An 18,392-nucleotide genomic window follows, 5' to 3' on the forward strand; every position below is an offset into this window, starting at 1 on the left:
GCCGCTTCCCCTCACCCGTCGTCCTCGCCCCGCTCATGATGCCGCCTCGACCGCCGGGCCGAAGCCCGGATCACCGAGCACGCCCGAGAGCTGCCGGGCGAGCCGCAGCAGCACCGGCTCGTCGTGCGGACGGCCCACCAACTGCATGGCCAGCGGGGCTCCCGACGTGCCGTCACGGCCCACCGGCAGCGTGAGGGCCGGGAGTCCCGCGAAGCTGGCGACCGGTGTGAAGCCCACCTCGCGGTCGTACGCGGGGTCGCCCGGCTCGGGGATGGTCGACGCCGCGGCGGGTTTCGTCCCGCGCGGCAGGGGGACGCCCGGGTCCAGCGGAAGCAGCCAGGCGTCCACGGCCCGCGCGGCGAACCAGTCCCCGACGCCCGCCCGGATCCGGGCCATCGAACGGCGGATGGCCGCGGCCCGCTCGTCGCCCACCTTCGCTCCGGCCTCCAGGGCCTTCACGGTGGAGGGCATCAGATCGTCGTCGACCAGGTCCCGCCAGACCTGGTAGCCGTCCCAGGCGTCCCGGGCGCACAACTCCCAGGCGGCGCCCCGGAGGTCCCACACCTCCCCCATGTCCGTCGCGGCGACCGTGTGGCCGGCTTCCGTCAGCGCCTCCGCGCTGCGCCCGAGCGCGGCGGCGATCTCCGGATCCAGGCAGCCTTCCGCGTAGAGCCGTTCGGGGACTCCGATGCGCAGACCTCCCGTGCCGGCAGCCGGCCGGCCCAGCCCGAGGGCGGCCCAGGCGAACTCCAGGTCGTCCGCCGTACGCGCCACCCAGCCGGGTGCGTCCATGCCCGGGCTCAGCGGGAAGACACCGCGCAGGGCGGCGGGGTCGTGGGTGACCCTCAGGCCGACCACGCCGCACCGCCCGGCCGGCCACCGCACCGAGCCGAGGACGTCCGTGCCGAGCGAGACGTCGCAGATGCCGGCCGCCACGGCCACCCCGGACCCGGTGCTCGATCCCGCCGGGTCGATGTGCGGGAAGTAGGGGTTGAGGCAGCCCGACCCGACCCCGATGTTGAGCTCGGTGGTGACCACCTTCGCCGTGATGCGGGCTCGGCGCAGGGACTCCAGCGGGGCCGCCGAACGGCGCGGGTGGTGCCGGTAGCGGCGGAGGCCGAGCCGGGTGGCGAATCCGGCCGCGTCCACGGTGTCCTTCACGCCGATCCGCAGGGCGCCCGGGTCGCGCCCCGGCTCCCGCATCTCGACGCAGGCGCGGTAGCGGTGGTCGGCGGTCATGGCCCAGTCACGGGCCGCCCGCTCCCAGTCGCGGCCCGAGAGCCGTCCCTGCTCGTGCAGCGTGCGGCGCCGGGCGAGCGGCATGGTCAGCAGCTCCGGCTGCTGCCGGCCCTCGGGGGCGGAGTCCCCCGCGCCGGGCGCGGCGCCCAGGTAGTCGTGCACGGCGGTGCGCGGATTCTGCATCTGCTGGTCCTTCCGGGTGGATGGTGTCGCGCCCGCCGTCAGGCGAGGTCGTAGAAGCCGTGGCCGTCGAGGAAGCGGACGGTGCCCGCGTCGCGCAGCACGACCTCCTCGATCTCGTGCCGGAGGTTGACGATCATCGGGTAGGTGAGGTCGTCGACGGTCCGGCGCAGCGCTCCGTCGGGCTGCACCAGGGTGCGGATCTCGTGCAGGCTCGGCAGTGCCTCGATCTGCTCCAGGTGCCGGTAGCCGCGCAGCGTGCCCTGGACCGGCGAGACCATGGCCACGGAGGCGAAGTGGGCGCGGAGGACGTAGTCCTCGTCGCAACGGGCGTGGAAACGCTCCGGGTCGACGTAGGCGTCCACGGTCCAGTCGATCTGGGACGCGCCGATGCCCATGCGCGCGTAGTGCGGGATGTCGCCGCCGGCGATGCGCGCGCCCACCTCCACCAGCCGTGGTCCACCGGGCGTGAGCTTGACCTCCAGGTGTGCCGGTCCGTGCCGGATGCCGAGCGCGTCGAGCACCCGCACGGCGTACGGGGCGAGCACCTCGCCGGCTTCGCCCCGCCGGGGCAGCAGGTGCACGGCGTCGCAGAGGTCCAGCACGCCGTTGGCGGAGATGCGGGACGTCTTCCACATGTCGGTCACGTGGTGCCGCCCGTCCCGGCTGACGGTGTTCACGACGTACTCGCCGCCGGCCAGGTACTCCTGCGCGACGATGCCCTCGTTCGCCTGGGAGAACACGTTCTCCGCGCGGGTCAGGGCGCGATGGGCGTCGACGGACTGCTCGGGGGTGTCGCAGAAGTGGATGCCGTCTCCGGCCGTGCTGCGCGACGGCTTGACGACGACGGCTCCGCCCAGTTCCCGGTGCCAGGCGCGCAGTTCCTCCTCGTCCCGCACGAGGAGCTGCGCGGCACCCGGTACGCCGGCGGCCTTGATCGTCTCGATCATCGTGTACTTGTCGCGGCGCGCGGAACTCAGTGCGGTGCCGTTCGTGGCCAGCCCCATCGTCTCGCTCAGGACGTCGGCGAACTCCACGCCGAACTCGCCGCCGGGCACCACGGCGACCGGCGCGTACCGCGCGACGGCGGCGACCGTCTCGTCCAGGTCCCCGCGGTGCACGATGTTGTCGCAGTAGTCACTCAGGTCCATCGAGGACCGGTAGACCTCCGGCACCTCCGCCGTGCTCTGCACGCGGACGCAGTCGAAGCCCGCCTTGCGGAACTCCGGCGCCAGGCGGCGCGTGAAGCTGTAGGCGTCGACGATGACGACGCAGCCCTTGTCCGGCATCGTTCGTTCTCCTTCGTCTCGTGATCCTGGTACGGGTCGTGCGGCCGGTCAGCCGGCGTCGGCGCCGACGAGGTCGCCCACCGGTTCGGCGGCCACCCGGAAGCCGGCGACCACCCGGGTCATCGCCTCGCGCACCGCGGCGCTGTCCGCGGCACGGAAGCGGAACCTGCCGCCCACGTGCTCGTAGTAGGCGTCCGCGTCCGGGAGGACGTCGCCCGGGCTGAGCAGCGACTCCGCGTAGACCCCCGGCACGTCGCCGGCCATCGGGGTCACCTCGGTGACACGGCAGGGGCGGGCGGCGGGGGCGGGGAAGAGCAGCCAGCCGCCGCACTCCGCCTGCCCGCCCGCGCCCGCACGGCCCGGAGGCCGGGCGGATCGCACCGGGGGCCGTCCCATCTGGATGCGGAAGGCGGCCTCCATGAGGTCGAACCCGTGCAGGTCGCGCCAGATGAACGGGATCTCCGCGCCGCCCACGCGGGCCCCCACCTCCAGGAACTCGACGCCGGGGGTGCCGGTCGTCCCGCCGTCGTCGACGAACACCTCGAGGTGGAAGGGGGTGGGCCGGGCGGTGAGTGCGCCGAGGAACCGCGGCGTGTGGTCCGCGATGAGGCGCAGCACCCGTGGGTCGTCCTCCTCGACCGAGCCCAGAAAGGTGCCGTCGCGGAACCCGAGGCACGTGTTGACGTACCGGGAGGCCCGCCAGCACAGCACGTCCGACCCGTCGAAGACGCCGTCGACGTGGTAGATCGGATGCGGGTTCGCCACCTGGACGAGCAGCGGCTCCGCCCATTCCACCCGCCCCAGGTCCCCGGGCCCGTCCAGCATCACCACGCCGGCGCTGGAGCTGCCGATCCGCGGCTTGACCACCAGCGGCCAGCCGTGCCGCCGTGCGAAGTCCGCCACGGTCACGGCGTCCGGAGCCGGCGCGCAGGCGGGGGCCGGCAGGCCGGCCGCGGACACCGTCGAGGCCATCAGGTACTTGTCGCGGAAGCGCATCAGCTCCTCCGGCCGGGGGCCGGGACAGCCGTACTCGCTCCGGAGCGAGGCGGCGACCAGCAGGTCGTCCTCCTTGAGGGCGACGATGCGTGACGGCGGGCCGTGGCGCCGCACGAGTCCGGCGACGGCGGAGCGCACCTCCTCCAGGTCGTCGGTGTGCCGCACCACCGTCACGTCGGCGGCGCCCTCGGGCACCGCGGCGCGGGCGATGTCGGTGGCGACGTAGCTGACGGCGTGGGCGGCGTGGTCCACGTAGCGGGCGTACTCCGCGTAGCGCTCCCGCCAGCGTGTGAGCACCACCACGTGCGGGCGGCGGGTCTCGGTGGGCACGACGGATTCTCCTTCTCTCCGCGGTGTCGCTCCGCGGCTCAGAACAGCTCCGCGGCAGCGGCGACGAGCGTCTCGGCCTGGCTCGGGTCGAGACGCGGATCGCAGGTCGTGGTGTAGCGGCTGAGGGCTCCCGCGCGGGTGAGGTCGCGTGCGTCCTGGACGCACTCCGTGACGTCGTCCGGCGTCATCTCCAGGTGCAGTCCGCCGGGGCGGTCACCGTGCCGGTGGAGCGCCGCCGCGAACTCCCGGACCTCCGCGAGCATGTCCGTCATCAGGCGGGTCTTCCGCCCCGAGACGTGCGGGACGGTGTTGCCGTGCATCGGGTCGCAGAGCCACACCAGGCGGTCGGACCAGGGCGCGGCCGCGTCGAGCAGCGCCGGCAGCCGCTCGCGGGCGGCGCCCGCACCCATGCGGCAGATCAACGTGAGCCTGCCCGCGTCCCGCCCGGCTGTGAGCGCCGCGCACAGCTCGCGCACGTCCGCCGGTTCCGCCCCCGGTCCGAGTTTCACACCCACCGGGTTGCCGACGGTGCGGGCGAACTGCAGGTGGGCGCCGTCGAGTCGGCGGGTGCGGTCGCCTATCCACAGCATGTGGGCGGACGACGCGTAGCCGCCGGGGTGCCCGGGGTCGTCGCGTACGAGGGCCGTCTCGAGGTCGAGCAGCAGCGCCTCGTGGCTGGTGTGCACCGGGGGTCTGCCGGACCGGCAGCCCGAGAACGGGATGTACCCGCCCACGTAGAGCGCGTCCAGCGCCTCGGCGGCGTGGTCGTACGCCAGGAGCAGCCGCCGCGGGTCGGGGCGCCGTGCCGCGGCGTCGGGCTGGGGCGCGTTCACCGCGTCCCCCCGGTAGACGGGGAGGGTGCGCCCCCCGGGCAGCTCTTCCGTCGGTCGCGACCGCGGCTTGGCGTACTGGCCGGCGAACCGGCCGATGCGCACCGCAGGACGGCCGGACCTCTCCCGCATCAGGTCGGCGAGGGCGTCCAGTTGGTCGGCCTTGCGGGTGATGCGGGGCCCGGCCGAGTCGGCGAACGGCTCCGCACAGTCGCCCCCCTGCAGCACGAGAGCCGACCCCTCCGCGGCGTGCGCCAGTTCGGAGCGCAGCGCGTGACAGGCGTCCGGGGGCACCAGCGGCGGCCGGGAGGCGAGTTCACGTACCGCCTCGGCCAGCGCGCCGCGGTCCGGCCACGGCGGGGCCTGCTCGACGAGCAGGCCGGAGTCGAGAAGCCCCCTCTCGGGACTCATACTGGTCACGCTCCGCACTCCTTGCTGTCGTCGTCGTGCGCCCTCACGGGGAGGGCCGCGTAGTGCGCTTCCAGCCGTGCCGCCTCCGCCGCGACGTCCTCGGCCAGCGGCCGGTCGGTGACCAGTTCGGGCCACTCCTGAGCGAGCCGCCGCCACGGCGGGGCCGCGACCGGCAGACCGTCGAGGTGGGCGATCTGCGTCAGCGCCAGGAAGAGCGAGGAGGTGATCCACCACGCCCGGTCGACGGCCTCCGCCACGGCGTTGGCCGAGTTGAGAGCCAGCGGCACGTGGTCCTGGTTGCCGAGGTTGGTGGGCACCGGCGTCATCGACGCGGGGTAGCCCCGCTGACGGATGGCGCCCAGGTGGGCCGTCGCCGCGATCTGCACCCCGGCGAAGCCGGACTGCCGGCCCGGGCTGGGCGTCAGCAGCGGAGGGCGGCCCCCGTTGTGCCGAGGGTCCAGCACCAGGGCGAGCTGACGCTCCGCGAGGTAGGCGAGCTGGTGGACGCACAGGGCGTGCATCTCGGACGCCAGCCCGACGGGCGCGGCGTGGAAGTTCCCGCCGTGCAGCACCCGGTCGCCGACCAGCACCGGATTGTCCGTGCAGCCCTCGGCCTCGGTGGCCAGGAACTCGCCCTGCGCGTCGAGCTGGTCGAGGACGGCACCGATGACCTGGGGAGCACAGCGGATCGAGTACGGCTCCTGCAGCGCCCGGGGCACCTCGGCGGCCCGGTCCCGTCCGGGCTCGTCCCGGATGAGCGACGCCGCGCGCCGCTGACCGGTGTGCCCCCGGGCGGCGCTGAGCCCGTCCTCGTACGGTTCGGTGCTGCAGCCGAGCAGGGCGACGATGCGCCCGGTGGCTGCGGCCACGGCCGCCGCGAGCGCGGCCAGGCGCACGTGGTTGTGCATCGCCCGGGCCAGGGAGGCGCTCGTCCCGTTGGCGAAGGCCAGCGCGGAACGGGCGTCCCAGCGGACGGGTGCCAGGTTCAGTTCGCGCAGCACCTCCGCGGCCGGGGCGGGGCGGGCGGGCCGGCCGCGGCGGACGAGCCACGCCCTTCCCTCGCCCGCCGCCGCCTGCGCGGCGTGGGCCAGCGGGACCAGGTCGCCGCTGGCGCTGAGGCTTCCCTCCTGCGGGACCACCGGCACGAAGCCGCGGTTCCACTGCGCGGCCAGCGCCTCCCACACGCCCACGTCGACGGCGGAGTGGCCCCGCGTCATGCCCCGCAGCCGCAGCCACACCATGGTGCGGGTGACGTCGACGGGCAGGTGCGCGCCCTGGCCGGCGGTGAGGTGGTTCAGCAGCCCCGCCGCCTGCGCCTCCGGGTCGTCGTCCGCCGCGTACTCGGCCAGGGGCCCGAACCCGCGGGTGAGGCCGTACACGGGCTGTCGGCCGGCCAGCCGTTCCAGCGCCGCGGTGCTGTGGGTCATGCGGGTGCGTGCGGCCGGGGTCAGCAGCAGCCGCCTCCCGGGGGTGGTCCCGGCGAGCAGCGAGGCGACCTGGTCGGGAACGGGGGACGCCTCCGCCGCGGGACCGGCGACGAGGTTCCGTACGGCCTGGGAAGCGCCGGTCATCGGACGCCTCCCTCGGCGAGCAGGTGCGGTCGCGGTTTGCCGGTGGCCGAGCGCGGGACGGCCGCGACCCGGCGTACGGCGCGCGGGAGCGCGGTCGCCCCGGCCGTGGCGCGCAGCACCGTCCACACCGTCTCCGGCGGGACGGTGCCGGAGGGGTCGGTGTAGAAGACCTCGTAGTGCTCGCCGCGCACGGTGTCCCGGCCGGGCACGCACACCACCTCGCAGCCGGGGAGCGACCGTGAAGCCGCCTCCTCCACCCGCTCCAGGTCGCACCGCACCCCGTTCACCTTGATCAGGCGGGACGCGCGGCCCAGGAACCGGAAGGTGCGGTCGCCGGTTCCGCACACCACGTCGTCCGTGCGCAGCAGTTCCGGTGGCGCGGAGTCGCCGTCCCGCCGGGCGAGCCGGGGGCTGCGTACGGTCAGCCGGCACGTCCGGCCGTCGGCGAGGCCGTCGACGGCCACGTCGGGCAGGAGCCGCCAGTCACCGCTGGTCCCGGTACCCGGGGGGTCGATGTCGCGGACGGCGACCGCCCCGGTCTCGGTGGAGCCGAACACCTCCACCGCACGGAAGTCCCGCCCGTGCAGCGCGCGCACCACCCGCCGGGCGGTGCCGGTGACCGGGCCGGTCCCGTGCAGGGCGACGGCGTACGGCAGCTCCGCGATCCGGTCCGCGACGCTCCGCAGCGGGAGCCAGCTCGACGGAAGGCACACGAAGAGGGTCCGGAGGCCGGGACGCCACTCGGGAGCGGCGGCCGGGTCCTGCCACAGGTGGTGCACCGGTGTGCCGCGGCGCTGCGGGAGGATCTCGCCGAAGAGGCGTCCGAACAGGTGCTGCGGAGGTGCGAAGTTCACCACCTGCTCGACGGGCCCCAGCACGGCGCCGGTCAGCAGGTCGACCTCGGCGGCGAGTTGTCGTGCCGTCCGCCACCACCGCACCGGCGGACCGGTCCGTCCGGACGTGGCGAAGCCCGTCTCGGGAGGGACGGCGGCGGGGGACGGGAGGCCGGTCATCCGGCGCCCCCGAGTACGGCCCGGTCCTCCAGCTGTTCCTGGACGAAGGCGCCGATCCGGGACAGCGTCGCGAACACGTGCCGCACGTCGTGCTCGACGAAGTCGACCTCGATGTCGAACTCCGCCTCCACGCGGGACACGCACTCCAGCGCGGTGAGGCTGTCGTAGCGGTCGCCCAGCGCACGGGCGAGGTCGTCGTCGTCCGCGACGGCGGCCAGGGGCTCGCCGAGCAGCGGCTCCAGCGCCCCGCGGACGCGTACCCGGGTCTGCTCCTCGGTGGGGACGGTGACGGTCATGTGCGGTCCTTTCTGCGGGCGGCGACGTCGGCGGCCCGGCGCAACCGTCCGGAATCGCCCAGGTAGACCTGCGCCGGGTCGGTGGTCCGGAACTCGATGTAGAGGAACGGTGTTGCGGCGGAGGCGCCCAGGGCGCCGGCGATCTCCTCGGCCAGGGCCGTGCGGAAGTCCTCGGCGCGGTCGGGGCCGACGCAGACGGTCACCGCGAGGTGCTGCGGGCCGGAGCCCTCGGAGGGCAGCGCCTCGGCCGGGAGCCCGCCGGTGAAGACGCTCTGCGGTTCGGTGGTGGTGAAGCGCAGCACCACGTGCCCGGCGGGCACGCCGTGGCCGCTGAGCCATCGGGTGAGGCGCAGGGCCGCCGCTCTCCGGGCGGGCACCGGCACGGGGGAGCCGCTGACGTGGATGGTGGGCATGACGGTCTCCGGCGGGGTCTCAGGAGAGGACGAGTGGGGGCAGGGGTGCGGGGTGGTCGCCGGTCTGCTCGGTCCGGCGGCGGAGCAGGGTCCCGAGGCAGTCGGCGAGCGTCCCTCCGGCAGCGGGGGCCAGCGGGCTCCAGGCGGTGCCCTCCGGGCCGTGGACCCGGTCGACGAAGCGCCGCAGGTGCTCCGGGTCCAGGGGGATGCCGAAGAGGTCGGCGGTGGCCACCGCCTCGTACGTGGAGAGCAGGTCGGGCATGCGGCGGCCGGTGTTCGCCCATCCGCCGCCGCGCACCCGGTGCTCCTCCAGGAGCGCCGCCACGTCGGCCCGGTCGGCGCCGCCCAGGGCGCGGCGGATGCGCGCCCGCTGCAGTCCGGGCCGCAGGCCGGCCGGTCGGCCGGCTCCCTCCGGGGAGGACTCCCACCCGGCGGTGAAGCGCTCGAGTGACGCGGCGTCCATCGCGTCGGCGACGGACAGGCCCAGGCACCCGGCCACCGCGACCGCGGCGGCGGTGGACAGCAGGTCCGAGCCCCGGCCCTCCCAGAAGCCGAAACCGCCGTCGGTGTTCTGGAGTGCGCCGAGCCACCGGCGGATGCGGTCGCGGGCTTCGCCGTCGCCCGGCCCGCTGAACGCTCCGGCGGTCAGGGCCCACAACGTGCAGCGGATCTCGCTGCCCCGGCCGGGCATGTACATCAGCCCGCCCTCGTTGGGCAGTTGGCAGCCTTCGAGCCAGGCGGTCCGGGCCGGACGGGCCGGGTCGCCGGGGGGAGCGGCGATCAGGGCTGCGGCCGTGGTCAGTACGTCGGCGGCGGACGCCGGTTCGCGGTAGGTGTAGCCACCGCCGGGACAGGCGAGTTCGGCCACCCGGTCCGCGACCCGGTCCGCGACGGCGGCCGTCGGGGCGTCGATCGCCTGCAGCGCGCCGACCGCGCAGAACGACGCCCACACGTCTTCGACCTCGTAGCCCTCCCAGCGCACGAAGGCGCCGGAGGCTCCGCGCCGGGCACGGATCCACGGCTCGGCGGGGCGTTCGGGGGCGGCTCCCAGGGCGCGCAGCGCCGTCGTGGCGCGGTAGGTGGCCCACATGCACGGCGTCCGGGCACCCGGGGAGAAGCGGAATCCGCCGTCCGGGGCCTGCTGCCGGCGCAGCCAGCCGACGAGCGCGGGGACGTCCCAGGGCGGTGCGACCGATTCGACGGTGTCGAGCGCCTGCCAGGCGGCCACGCCGTAGTGGCAGGCCCGGACGTCGGCCGCGGTGGAGCCGGGGTTCCAGGCCAGTCCGCCGCCCGCGGTCTGCAGGGAACGCAGCCAGTCCAGCAGGCGGTGCCGGTCCGGCACGTCCGTGCCGCAGACGGCCACCGCGGTGCGGGTGGAGAAGTGCGTGGCCCACACGTCCGGGGCCTGGCCGGGCGTCATCGCGTAGGCGTCTCCCGACCAGGTGGCGGCGAGCCACTCGGCGACGTGTGCCGGATCCGGCACCTGCTCGCCGAGGTCGCGCAGCGCCTGCGTGCAGTAGAACGTCGCCCAGGCGTCGGAGGGCATCCCGACGCTCCAGGCGTACCCTCCGTCGGGGTTGCGGCGCCCGTGGAGGTACCGCGAGGTCGGCTCCGCACCGGCGGCCGGCTCCGGCGCACGTCCGAGCCAGGAGAGCGTCCGCAGCGCCGCGTACGTGCACCACAGGTCCGGCTCGCCGGAGGTGACGCCGCGGGGGGCCGCGGGGGTGCCGGAGGTGTCGGGGGTGCCGGAGGTGTCGGGGGTGTCGAGGGTGCCGGGGAGAGACGTGGGCGCGCTCATGCGGCACGCTCCACGACGCGCACGTTGGAGCGCTTCCAGCTCTTCTGTGAGGCGCCGCTCTTGGTCCGGGCGGGCAGCGAGTTGACGAAGGCCACCTCGCTCCAGGTCAGGCCGAAGGCTTCCCGGGAGGCGTCCTGGACGGCCGTCACGTCGGCCCGTTCGCGGTCCGGATCGCGGCCCGCGAAACGTTCCAGCAGCAGGCGGGCGGAGTCGCCGCCCTCGTCGATCTCCAGCAGGTAGCCGGCGGCCGACGTGGTCCCGTAGACCACCTGCTCCACGGTGTGCACGGTCAGGCGCGCGTCCGCGACCCGGAGGGCCTCACTGCTGCGCCCGCGCACCACGAGAACCGGAGCGGGGTCGCCGCAGCCGCAGCCGGCCCCGGTGATCTCGACCTCGTCCCCGGTGTCCATGCGCAGCAGCGGACGTGCGTGGAGGTTGAGCGGTGTGGTCACCAGCCGCCCGACGCCCTCTCGCGGGTCCGGCACCACCCCGCGGTCCGTGACCAGCTCGAAGTAGTGCGAGCCGCGCAGGAGATGGAGCCGGCCCCGGGGGCACGTCGCGGCGAGCGTGCCGGTCTCGGTGCTCCCGTAGCTGACGTCGTACGCGTCGGCGTCCCACCAGGCGCCCAGCCGGGTCCGCAGGGCGGGCGTGCTCACTTCGCCGAGCAGCATCAGGTTGTCCGCGGTGGCACTCAGCTCCTCCAGCTCGCCGCGCCGGGCGAGCAGCCGGGTGAGCTGGAGCATGACGCCCGGTGCGGCGAACACCGTCGTGGGGCGCAGCGAACGCCACAGCTGAGTGAGCCGGTCCCAGTCGGAGATGCCGGTGGCGAAGGGGTAGACGCGGGAGTGCGGCAGGCCGAGGTACTCGCACACGGAGACGATCAGGTCCGCGACCGGAACGATGTCGGAGGGGAGCAGGATCGCCACCCGTTCCGAAGGCCCGAGCACACCCCGCCACGCCTCCGCGACGGAGACGGTGTTCCAGACGATGTCCTCCAGGAGACGGGGCGTGGGCGTGACCCGGCCCGACGTGCCGGTGGTCTCGTAGTACTTGGCGGCCGCGGGCAGGTCGGCGACCGCGTACCGCCACGGGTGCGCCTTGAGGTCGTCCTTGCCCGTCAGCGGGAGCGAGGCGAAGTCCTCCGGGGAGAAGTCACCGATCTCCGAGAATGCCTCGGACTTTCGTGCCCTGTCCCAGACCTGTGCGAGCTTTCCCGCGTAGAACTCGGCGGAAGGCGCCGCACGGCGCGTCTCCCGGATCTCTTCCTGGGCGAGCCGGAGCAGGTCGAGCCCCGAACGGTCACGGATCAACATGCCTGACCTCAGCCTCGATTCGTCGTGCGTTGCGGATGGGCGCCGATACCGCGACGACTCTGGCAAGGTCCGCGACCGACGTCCAATAACGGCTTCGCGTCAGCAGATAAGACCCGGTGATGAGGAATAGCGAAGTACCGGACGAGTATTCCTTCACCAGTTCTCATAAGCACCGGTGATCAGGTGAGCCGGAGATTTCCTTGGACACGCCGGGCGGGCCGTGGCTGACTCGGCGGTGCCCTTCATCCGTTCCGCCACCGCGCGATTGGAGTCGACCCTCATGACGGCCCCGACCCTCCCGGAAACCGCCCCGACCCCACTGACCGGACTTCCCGCCGACGTGGTCCGCGACCTGCTGGCCCGCATGTCGGAACTGCCCGCGCTCTCCGCTCGCTACGACGAGGCCCGCCGGAAGGCGGAGCCGGAGCTGGCCGATCTGCCCGTCCTCACCAAGGACGACTTCCGCACCGCACTCCCGGACGTCCTGCAGCGGGCGCGGCGTCGCGCGCACGGCGCCATCGTCCTCGGCAGCGGCGGCACCACCTCGGCGCCGAAGCTGAGCCTGGTGCCCAGCGGTCAGCTCATCGACGAGGTCCACGCGGCCTGGAACCCCCTCGCCGCGGACGACGTGCTGCTCAACTACGACACCCCCGGCCGGCTCTGCTCCTCGCACAACTTCTTCAACGCCCTCGCCCACGCCAGCGGGGCGGTGACGATCCCGCTGGGTGCGGTGGAGGACACACGCCTCGCCGAATGGCTGGACTTCACGGAGTCCGTCGGCGCCACCGCGCTCAACGCCACCCAGAGCCAGATCGCCCATCTGCTGGAGTTCTGCGAGGCGGAGGGCCGGACGCCGCCGCCGTTCCGCACACTCCTGTGGACCGGCGAGGCGTTCGGCCCGCACGCCCTGCAGGTGGTGCGGCGCTGCCTGCCCGACGCCGAGCTGCACGGCGTCTACGGCTCGACCGAGACCTGGGTCGTGGGGCACAACGGCCCGGCCTGCGACCTCGACACCTTCCACCTGATGCCGTACCAGCACGTCGAGCTGGTGGACGGCCTGGTGCTGGTGACCAACCTGCACCCCGAGTGCGTCAACCCGGTGGTGCGCTACCGCATCGGCGACCGCGGCGAGTTCGTCTCCTGCGCGTGCGGCAGGCCGGGAGCGGCGCTGCGGGTCACCGGCCGCGACGACCCGCAGCTGAAGTTCCTGAGCGTGCTCATCACCGCGCAGGAGATCGAGGACGCGGCGCGGCTCGACGACGCGGTCACCGACGTCCAGGTGGCCCTGTTCGACCACGGCCGGCCGCACGAGCGGATGGAACTGCGGGTGAAGGTCCGTCCCGGCGCGGACCGCGAGGAGGTCGCGCAGCGGGTGCACCGCACGGTCCTCAACCAGGTCTACCGGATGGGCTACGAGGTGGAGACCGAGGCGCCGGACGCCTTCGCGGTCGACGCGTCCGGCGACTTCACCGTGAACGAGCGCTCCGGGAAGACCCCGCTGCTCGTGCGGGAGCGGTCCGCCGACTCCCGCCCCTGACGACCGCGACCCTCCCGGAGGAGACCCCATGCCCCCCGCACACACCGACGGGCGCCGGCAGGCCCGGCCCCGCCACTACCTGATGTGCCGGCCCACGCACTTCGACGTGGTCTATTCGATCAACCCCTGGATGGACCCCGGAAAGCCGGTCGACCCGGATCTGGCCTGCGCCCAGTGGCAGCGTCTGCACGACCTCTACCTCTCCCTCGGCCACACCGTGGAGCTGATCGACCCCGAACCGGGCCTCCCCGACATGGTGTTCGCGGCGAACGGGGCGACGGTGCTGGACGGGAAGGTGCTGGCCGCGCGCTTCCGGAACGCCGAACGGCGGGCCGAGGGCCCGGCGTACGCCCGGTGGCTGCGCGAGCGCGGGTACACCGTCCAGGACCCGCAGCACGTCAACGAGGGTGAGGGCGACTACCTCGTCGCCGGGCGCCGGATCCTCGCCGGCACGGGCTTCCGCACCGACCCCGCGTCGCACGCGGAGGCGCAGGAGTTCTTCGGGCGCCCCGTGATCGGACTGCGGCTCGTGGACGAGCACTTCTACCACCTGGACACCGCGCTGTCCGTGCTCGACGACGACAACGTCATGTACTACCCCGGGGCCTTCTCCCCGGGCAGCCGCGAGGTGCTGCGCGAGCTGTTCCCCGACGCGGTCCTCGCCACCGCTGCGGACGCCGCCGTGTTCGGGCTGAACGCCACCTCGGACGGGCGGAACGTCGTCCTGCCCGAAGCCGCCACCGGCCTGCTCGGACGGCTCGCCGAACGGGGTTACCGCCCGATCGGCGTGGACCTCTCCGAGTTGCTGAAGGCCGGTGGCAGCGTGAAGTGCTGCACGCTGGAGCTCCGGGGCCGGCAGACCGGCACCCGCGTGCCGGTCAGCTCGCGGCACTCCGTACCGGCGCAGACCGCGTGCGTGGTCTGACCAGCAGGGACCGGGGGCCGGGCGGGACGCCCCGCACGGCCCCCGCCCGCTCGGCGGCGCGAGGGGCGACCGCGCCGTGCGCGTAGGCGACGAACGTGCGCACCGCGACGTTGGTGTTGTCACGGTGCCAGGCCAGGTCGAGACGCACCGTCGGGGCGTCGCGCAACCGCCGCAGCACGACCCCCGGCACGTCCAGCACGGCCGCCGACTCCTCGGTGACGAGCGTGATGCCGACCCCCTCGGCGACGGCCACCAGCATGTGCGGCACGTCCGGTTCCTCCCGGCACACCGGTGGCGTCGCCCGCGGTCCGTAGACCGCGTCGACGATCGCGTCCCAGAGGCCGCCCGCAGAGCGGGGGAAGAACACCAGCGGTTCCCGGACCAGGTCCGCGCACGACAGGTTCGGCACGGCGGACAGGCGGTGCCCGACGGGCAGCCCGACGAGCACCTCCTCGCGGCCCACGGTCAGGAACCCGAGCGCCCCGGCGGCCGACACCGGCGGACGCACGAACGCGCAGTCCAGCCGGCGCCGCAGCAGCGCGTCGATGTTCCCCCCGCTCGTGCCCTGCGACGTCACCAGCCTGATCTGCGGATGGGCGCGGCGGAAGGCCGACGTCAGCTCCGAGGAGACCCCGAGGCCGCCCGATCGCGTGTAGCCGAGGCTGAGCGTGCCGTGGAACTGCTCCGCCAGGCCGCTCGCCACGGCCTCCACCTCGTCGGCGGACGCCAGGAGTCTCCGCACGCCGGGCAGCAGGGCCTCGCCCATCGCGGTGAGGGAGACCCGCTGCCTGCTGCGTTCGAAGAGGGGGATGCCGAGGACGCGTTCCAGTGACCGGATTCCCTGCGAAAGCCCGGGCTGCGAGATGTGCATTCTCTTCGCCGCCCTGCCGAAATGCAGCTCTTCCGCCACCGCGACGAAATACCGAGCGGAACGTAGATCCATCGCCTGCTTCCCCTCAGAGGTTCACCCGGAAGTCCTGAAGCGCGGGAGCGGCACGCTCCACCCGGGATGCGGAATCTCCGAAAGTACCGGCGCCGGCACCGGAATCGGCCGGCGAGGTCACGGCCGCCCTCTTTCCTCCGGGCACGGGTTCGGGGCCGGGACCCCAGCCGGAATCGGCCCGCACTTCCTGTACACCGGCCGCACAGAAGACGGTTAACGCGGCGGAAACCACGGCCAGAGAAGACATGGCGGCGAGCCGGAACCGACGAGCAGTCATTCTTTTTTCCTCCCGTTTGCGCCGGACCCGTTCCGGCGCATCCAGTTTCCGGTCCAGGGACACCGGGTCGCCAGACAGGAAGGGGTGCACGGATGTAAGTTGCATCATCGTGAAGCAGCTACAAGAGTGCACGAAGCGGAGCGGATGCGACAAATCGCCCATACCGTCTCCTTGTGAGTACGCGCTCGAGTACTACGGGGAGGTTCTGCAGGGGGAGCGTCCGGAGCGCAGAGCCCCGGACTGCCTGCAAGGCCTGCAGCTGGTCACGACCGGAGACGGCGACCCGGCCGACGTGCAGGCCGTCCCCCCGCTCGCCGCGTCCTTCGCCGTCATGGAACCGCTCCGCCGCCGCATAGCCGACCTGCGTGCGGCGGAACGGACCGCCCAGGCGGCGTACGCCGCCTTCGACTCCGCCTACCGGGGTGTCCGGGGCCGGGAGACGCCACCCCTGACGCTCCTGCGCGGCGCACACGTCATCAACGACGCGCTGGCGGCGGCGATCGACGAGTGCCGGGACGAGCTGCTGACCGCCCAGCCGGGTGGCGGACGTCCGGCCGCGCACCTCGCGGACGCCCTGGACCGCGACATCCGGCTGCTCGCCCGGGGCGTCCGTCAGCGCACCCTCTACCAGCACACCGTCCGCTCCCACGGGCCGACCCTGGCCTACGTGGAACAGGCTCTCGCCGCCGGCGCGGAGATGCGCACGCTGACCGAGGTGTTCGAGCGGCTCATCGTCTGCGACCGGGCTGTGGCCTTCATCCCGGTCTCCGAGGACCGGGCCGCAGCCGCACTGGAGATCCGGCACCCGGCCGTGGTCCGCTTCATGGTGCAGGCGTTCGAGCGCGACTGGCGGCGCAGCGTGCCGCTGCAGAACCCGGGATTCTCCGAGCGGCCCAGCATCGTGGTCACCGACATCCAGAAGAGCATCCTGCGCGCCGTCATCTCCGGTGAGACCGACGCGTCGATCGCCCGACGCGTGGGAACCAGCCGCCGGACCGTCGCCGAGCACATCCGCAAGGTCTCCGAAGCACTCGGCAGCGGGAGTCGCGCGCAACTCGGCTACCTCGTCGCCACCTCCGGAATCCTGAGCGACTCCGAGGAGCTGACGACGGCGTCCGGTGGTCAGGCCCGCTCGTAGAAGGCGGCGCCGTCGAGGTAGCGCACCGTCTGGGCGTCCCGCAGCACCACTTCCTCGACCTCGTGCGCGAGGTTGACGATCATCGGGTAGGTCAGGTCGTCGACGGTGCGGCGCAGCCGTGAACCGGGCGCCACCAGGGTGCGCACGTCGTGCAGGCTCTCCAGACCGTCCAGCGCCGCACGCTGCGGGTAGCCGCCCAGCACACCGTCCACCGGGGAGATCAGGGCCACGGACGCGAAGTGCCGGCGCAGCCGGTAGTCACGCCCGTACTCCGCACGGAAGCCCGCGGGGTCGGTGTAGGCACGTGCCGTCCAGCCGAGCTGCGACTCGCCGAGGGCCAGCTCGGCGTAGTGCGGGATCTCCCCCCCGGCGATGCGCGCACCCGCCTCGATCAGCCGCGGACCCTGCGGAGTGAGCTTGACCTCCAGATGCGCCGGACCGTGCCGGATGCCCAGCGCGTCCAGCACCCGCGCGGCGTAGTCCCCGAGCTGCTCGCCCTCCGGCCCCCGCCTCGGCACGGCGTGCACCGACGCGCACAGGTCGAGTACCCCGTTGGCCGACAGGCGGGTCGTCCGCCAGATGTCGCACACCCGGTGCAGGCCGTCCCGGGAGACCGTGTTGACCATGAACTCGGTGCCCGCCAGGTACTCCTGGGCCACAGCGCCCTCGTTGTCACCCCCGTAGATGTGTCCGGATCCGAGGATCGACCGGTAGGCCGCGCAGGACTGCTCCGGGGTGTCGCAGAAGAAGACGCCGTCACCGCCGCCGCTGCGCAGCGGCTTGACCACGGCGCGGCGGCCGAGCGCCGTGTGCCAGCGCAGCAGCTCCTCCTCGCCTTCCACACACAGTTGTTCCGCCGCGGGCACGCCCGCGGCGCGCAGCGCCTCGTTCATGGCGAACTTGTCCCGCCGGACCGCGCTGCGCTCGGTGCCGTTCGACACCAGTCCGAGGCGCTCGCTGAGCAGGTCCGCGAACTCGACGCCGTGCTCGCCGCCGGGGACGACCGCGGCGGGACGGTAGGCGGCCAGCAGGTCGACCGTCCGGTCGAGATCGCCGTGATGGACGATGTTGTCCTCGAAGTGCGTCAGGTCGAGGGCCGCCCGGAAAGCCTCCGGGACCTCGGGACCGCTCTGCACACGCACGCATCCGTATCCCCGCGCCCGGAACTCCGGCACCAGCCGCCGCGTGGGCTGGTACGTGTCGACGATCGCTACGTAGGGCTTCTCCGTCACCGGTTCTCCGCTCCCCCGGCCGGTGGACGGGGGCCGCCGCGCACGGCCGGACGCCCGTCGACCGGACCTCCTCCGTGTCGGAGCCGATGGTAGGCGGTGGCCGACGCTGCGTCACCCCCGTGCAGTAGCAGCGGTCGCGGCGCGGGGCGGTGTGCTCTCGACTGGAGGGGAGCGGCCGTCTGCGGCAGGCGTACGGCGGCCCGCACGCGCAGCCAAGGAGGCCCCTCCGCCATGACCGCAGCCGGCGGGCTCGCGCTGATCATCATCGGCGCGATCCTGAAGTACGCCATCACCTGGAACCCGGAGGGCATCGACCTGCAGATCCTCGGGACGATCCTCATCTGGGGCGGTGCCGCCGGTCTGCTCATCGGCCTGTTCCTCACCTGGACGAAGCGGCGGCACGACGGGGACCGCAACCCGCCGTACAACCCGCCGCCGGACGACCGGTACTACGACGACCCGAACCGCTGGTGAGGTCCCGGCCCGGGCCGAGACGGAGCCGGGCAAAGCGAACATTCCGGCACCGCACCGGTGTTGGGGCGGGCCGCGGGACGCGGATGTGTGCCGCAGGCGTTCCAGCGGGCCGCCGGGTGGCCACGCCCCCCTCACCGCGTCCGCATCGCGGACACGCAGCCGCTCACGTCGAACAGTCCGGTTCGCC

The 18,392-nt window shown here is 73.7% G+C and carries 17 protein-coding genes; 4 read left to right on the forward strand and 13 right to left on the reverse strand.

Annotated features, from left to right (window positions below; genetic code table 11):
* Positions 1-33 precede the first annotated feature (33 nt).
* Genes K304_RS30430 through K304_RS31840 form a run of 10 tightly spaced genes read right to left on the reverse strand, consistent with a single transcriptional unit; the run spans position 34 to position 11,679 of the window.
* The gene (locus K304_RS30430; RefSeq protein ID WP_051308680.1) at positions 34-1,422 is read right to left on the reverse strand and encodes an amidase; all 1,389 of its coding nucleotides are present in this window, start codon (positions 1,420-1,422) and stop codon (positions 34-36) included.
* A gap of 38 nt (positions 1,423-1,460) precedes the next feature.
* Complete coding sequence (locus K304_RS0121040) at positions 1,461-2,708, reverse strand: ATP-grasp domain-containing protein (protein ID WP_027765325.1); 1,248 nt, start codon at positions 2,706-2,708, stop codon at positions 1,461-1,463.
* A gap of 48 nt (positions 2,709-2,756) precedes the next feature.
* Complete coding sequence (locus tag K304_RS0121045) at positions 2,757-4,034, reverse strand: biotin carboxylase (RefSeq protein ID WP_027765326.1); 1,278 nt, start codon at positions 4,032-4,034, stop codon at positions 2,757-2,759.
* A 38-nt stretch (positions 4,035-4,072) separates the two neighbouring features.
* Positions 4,073-5,275, reverse strand: coding sequence for a 3-deoxy-7-phosphoheptulonate synthase (locus K304_RS0121050; RefSeq protein ID WP_037791431.1), 1,203 nt, complete (start codon positions 5,273-5,275; stop codon positions 4,073-4,075).
* A gap of 5 nt (positions 5,276-5,280) precedes the next feature.
* Entirely contained in the window at positions 5,281-6,846 is a 1,566-nt protein-coding gene (locus tag K304_RS30435; RefSeq protein WP_051308681.1) for an aromatic amino acid ammonia-lyase, read from the reverse strand.
* Positions 6,843-7,859 (reverse strand): AMP-binding protein, encoded by a 1,017-nt coding sequence (locus K304_RS0121060; protein WP_027765328.1) that lies wholly within the window; start codon positions 7,857-7,859, stop codon positions 6,843-6,845. The genes K304_RS30435 and K304_RS0121060 overlap by 4 nt, the downstream gene beginning before the upstream one ends.
* On the reverse strand, positions 7,856-8,155 hold the full coding sequence (locus tag K304_RS0121065) for a phosphopantetheine-binding protein (RefSeq protein WP_027765329.1): 300 nt from the start codon (positions 8,153-8,155) through the stop codon (positions 7,856-7,858). The genes K304_RS0121060 and K304_RS0121065 overlap by 4 nt, the downstream gene beginning before the upstream one ends.
* The gene (locus K304_RS0121070; RefSeq protein WP_027765330.1) at positions 8,152-8,568 is read right to left on the reverse strand and encodes a hypothetical protein; all 417 of its coding nucleotides are present in this window, start codon (positions 8,566-8,568) and stop codon (positions 8,152-8,154) included. The genes K304_RS0121065 and K304_RS0121070 overlap by 4 nt, the downstream gene beginning before the upstream one ends.
* 19 nt (positions 8,569-8,587) lie before the next feature.
* Positions 8,588-10,366, reverse strand: coding sequence for a prenyltransferase/squalene oxidase repeat-containing protein (locus K304_RS30440; RefSeq protein ID WP_078529479.1), 1,779 nt, complete (start codon positions 10,364-10,366; stop codon positions 8,588-8,590).
* Positions 10,363-11,679 carry a phenylacetate--CoA ligase family protein gene (locus K304_RS31840; protein ID WP_027765331.1) on the reverse strand — a complete coding sequence of 439 codons (1,317 nt, stop codon included), beginning with the start codon at positions 11,677-11,679 and terminating at the stop codon, positions 10,363-10,365. Before K304_RS31840 ends, K304_RS30440 begins: the two co-directional genes overlap by 4 nt.
* Positions 11,680-11,959: 280 nt before the next feature.
* Between K304_RS31840 and K304_RS0121085 the strand changes: the two genes are divergently transcribed.
* Both K304_RS0121085 and ddaH read left to right on the forward strand, forming a co-directional pair.
* Positions 11,960-13,216 (forward strand): AMP-binding protein, encoded by a 1,257-nt coding sequence (locus K304_RS0121085; RefSeq protein ID WP_037791433.1) that lies wholly within the window; start codon positions 11,960-11,962, stop codon positions 13,214-13,216.
* Positions 13,217-13,244: 28 nt separating this feature from the next.
* Complete coding sequence (gene ddaH, locus K304_RS30450) at positions 13,245-14,141, forward strand: dimethylargininase (protein ID WP_078529481.1); 897 nt, start codon at positions 13,245-13,247, stop codon at positions 14,139-14,141.
* Here ddaH and K304_RS30455 read toward each other — a convergent pair.
* Both K304_RS30455 and K304_RS33485 read right to left on the reverse strand, forming a co-directional pair.
* On the reverse strand, positions 14,095-15,084 hold the full coding sequence (locus K304_RS30455; RefSeq protein WP_078529483.1) for a LysR substrate-binding domain-containing protein: 990 nt from the start codon (positions 15,082-15,084) through the stop codon (positions 14,095-14,097). The genes ddaH and K304_RS30455 overlap by 47 nt on opposite strands.
* A 13-nt stretch (positions 15,085-15,097) precedes the next feature.
* The gene (locus K304_RS33485; RefSeq protein ID WP_158687394.1) at positions 15,098-15,523 is read right to left on the reverse strand and encodes a hypothetical protein; all 426 of its coding nucleotides are present in this window, start codon (positions 15,521-15,523) and stop codon (positions 15,098-15,100) included.
* Positions 15,524-15,653: 130 nt separating this feature from the next.
* Between K304_RS33485 and K304_RS30460 the strand changes: the two genes are divergently transcribed.
* Positions 15,654-16,499 (forward strand): LuxR C-terminal-related transcriptional regulator, encoded by an 846-nt coding sequence (locus K304_RS30460; RefSeq protein WP_486591766.1) that lies wholly within the window; start codon positions 15,654-15,656, stop codon positions 16,497-16,499.
* Here the strand turns inward: K304_RS30460 and K304_RS0121105 are convergent.
* The gene (locus K304_RS0121105; RefSeq protein ID WP_027765333.1) at positions 16,484-17,731 is read right to left on the reverse strand and encodes an ATP-grasp domain-containing protein; all 1,248 of its coding nucleotides are present in this window, start codon (positions 17,729-17,731) and stop codon (positions 16,484-16,486) included. The two genes, K304_RS30460 and K304_RS0121105, sit on opposite strands and share 16 nt — an antisense overlap.
* A 231-nt stretch (positions 17,732-17,962) precedes the next feature.
* Between K304_RS0121105 and K304_RS30465 the strand changes: the two genes are divergently transcribed.
* Positions 17,963-18,205 carry a hypothetical protein gene (locus tag K304_RS30465; RefSeq protein WP_037791435.1) on the forward strand — a complete coding sequence of 81 codons (243 nt, stop codon included), beginning with the start codon at positions 17,963-17,965 and terminating at the stop codon, positions 18,203-18,205.
* Positions 18,206-18,392: the final 187 nt, after the last annotated feature.

The organism is Streptomyces sp. CNS606 (assembly GCF_000426325.1).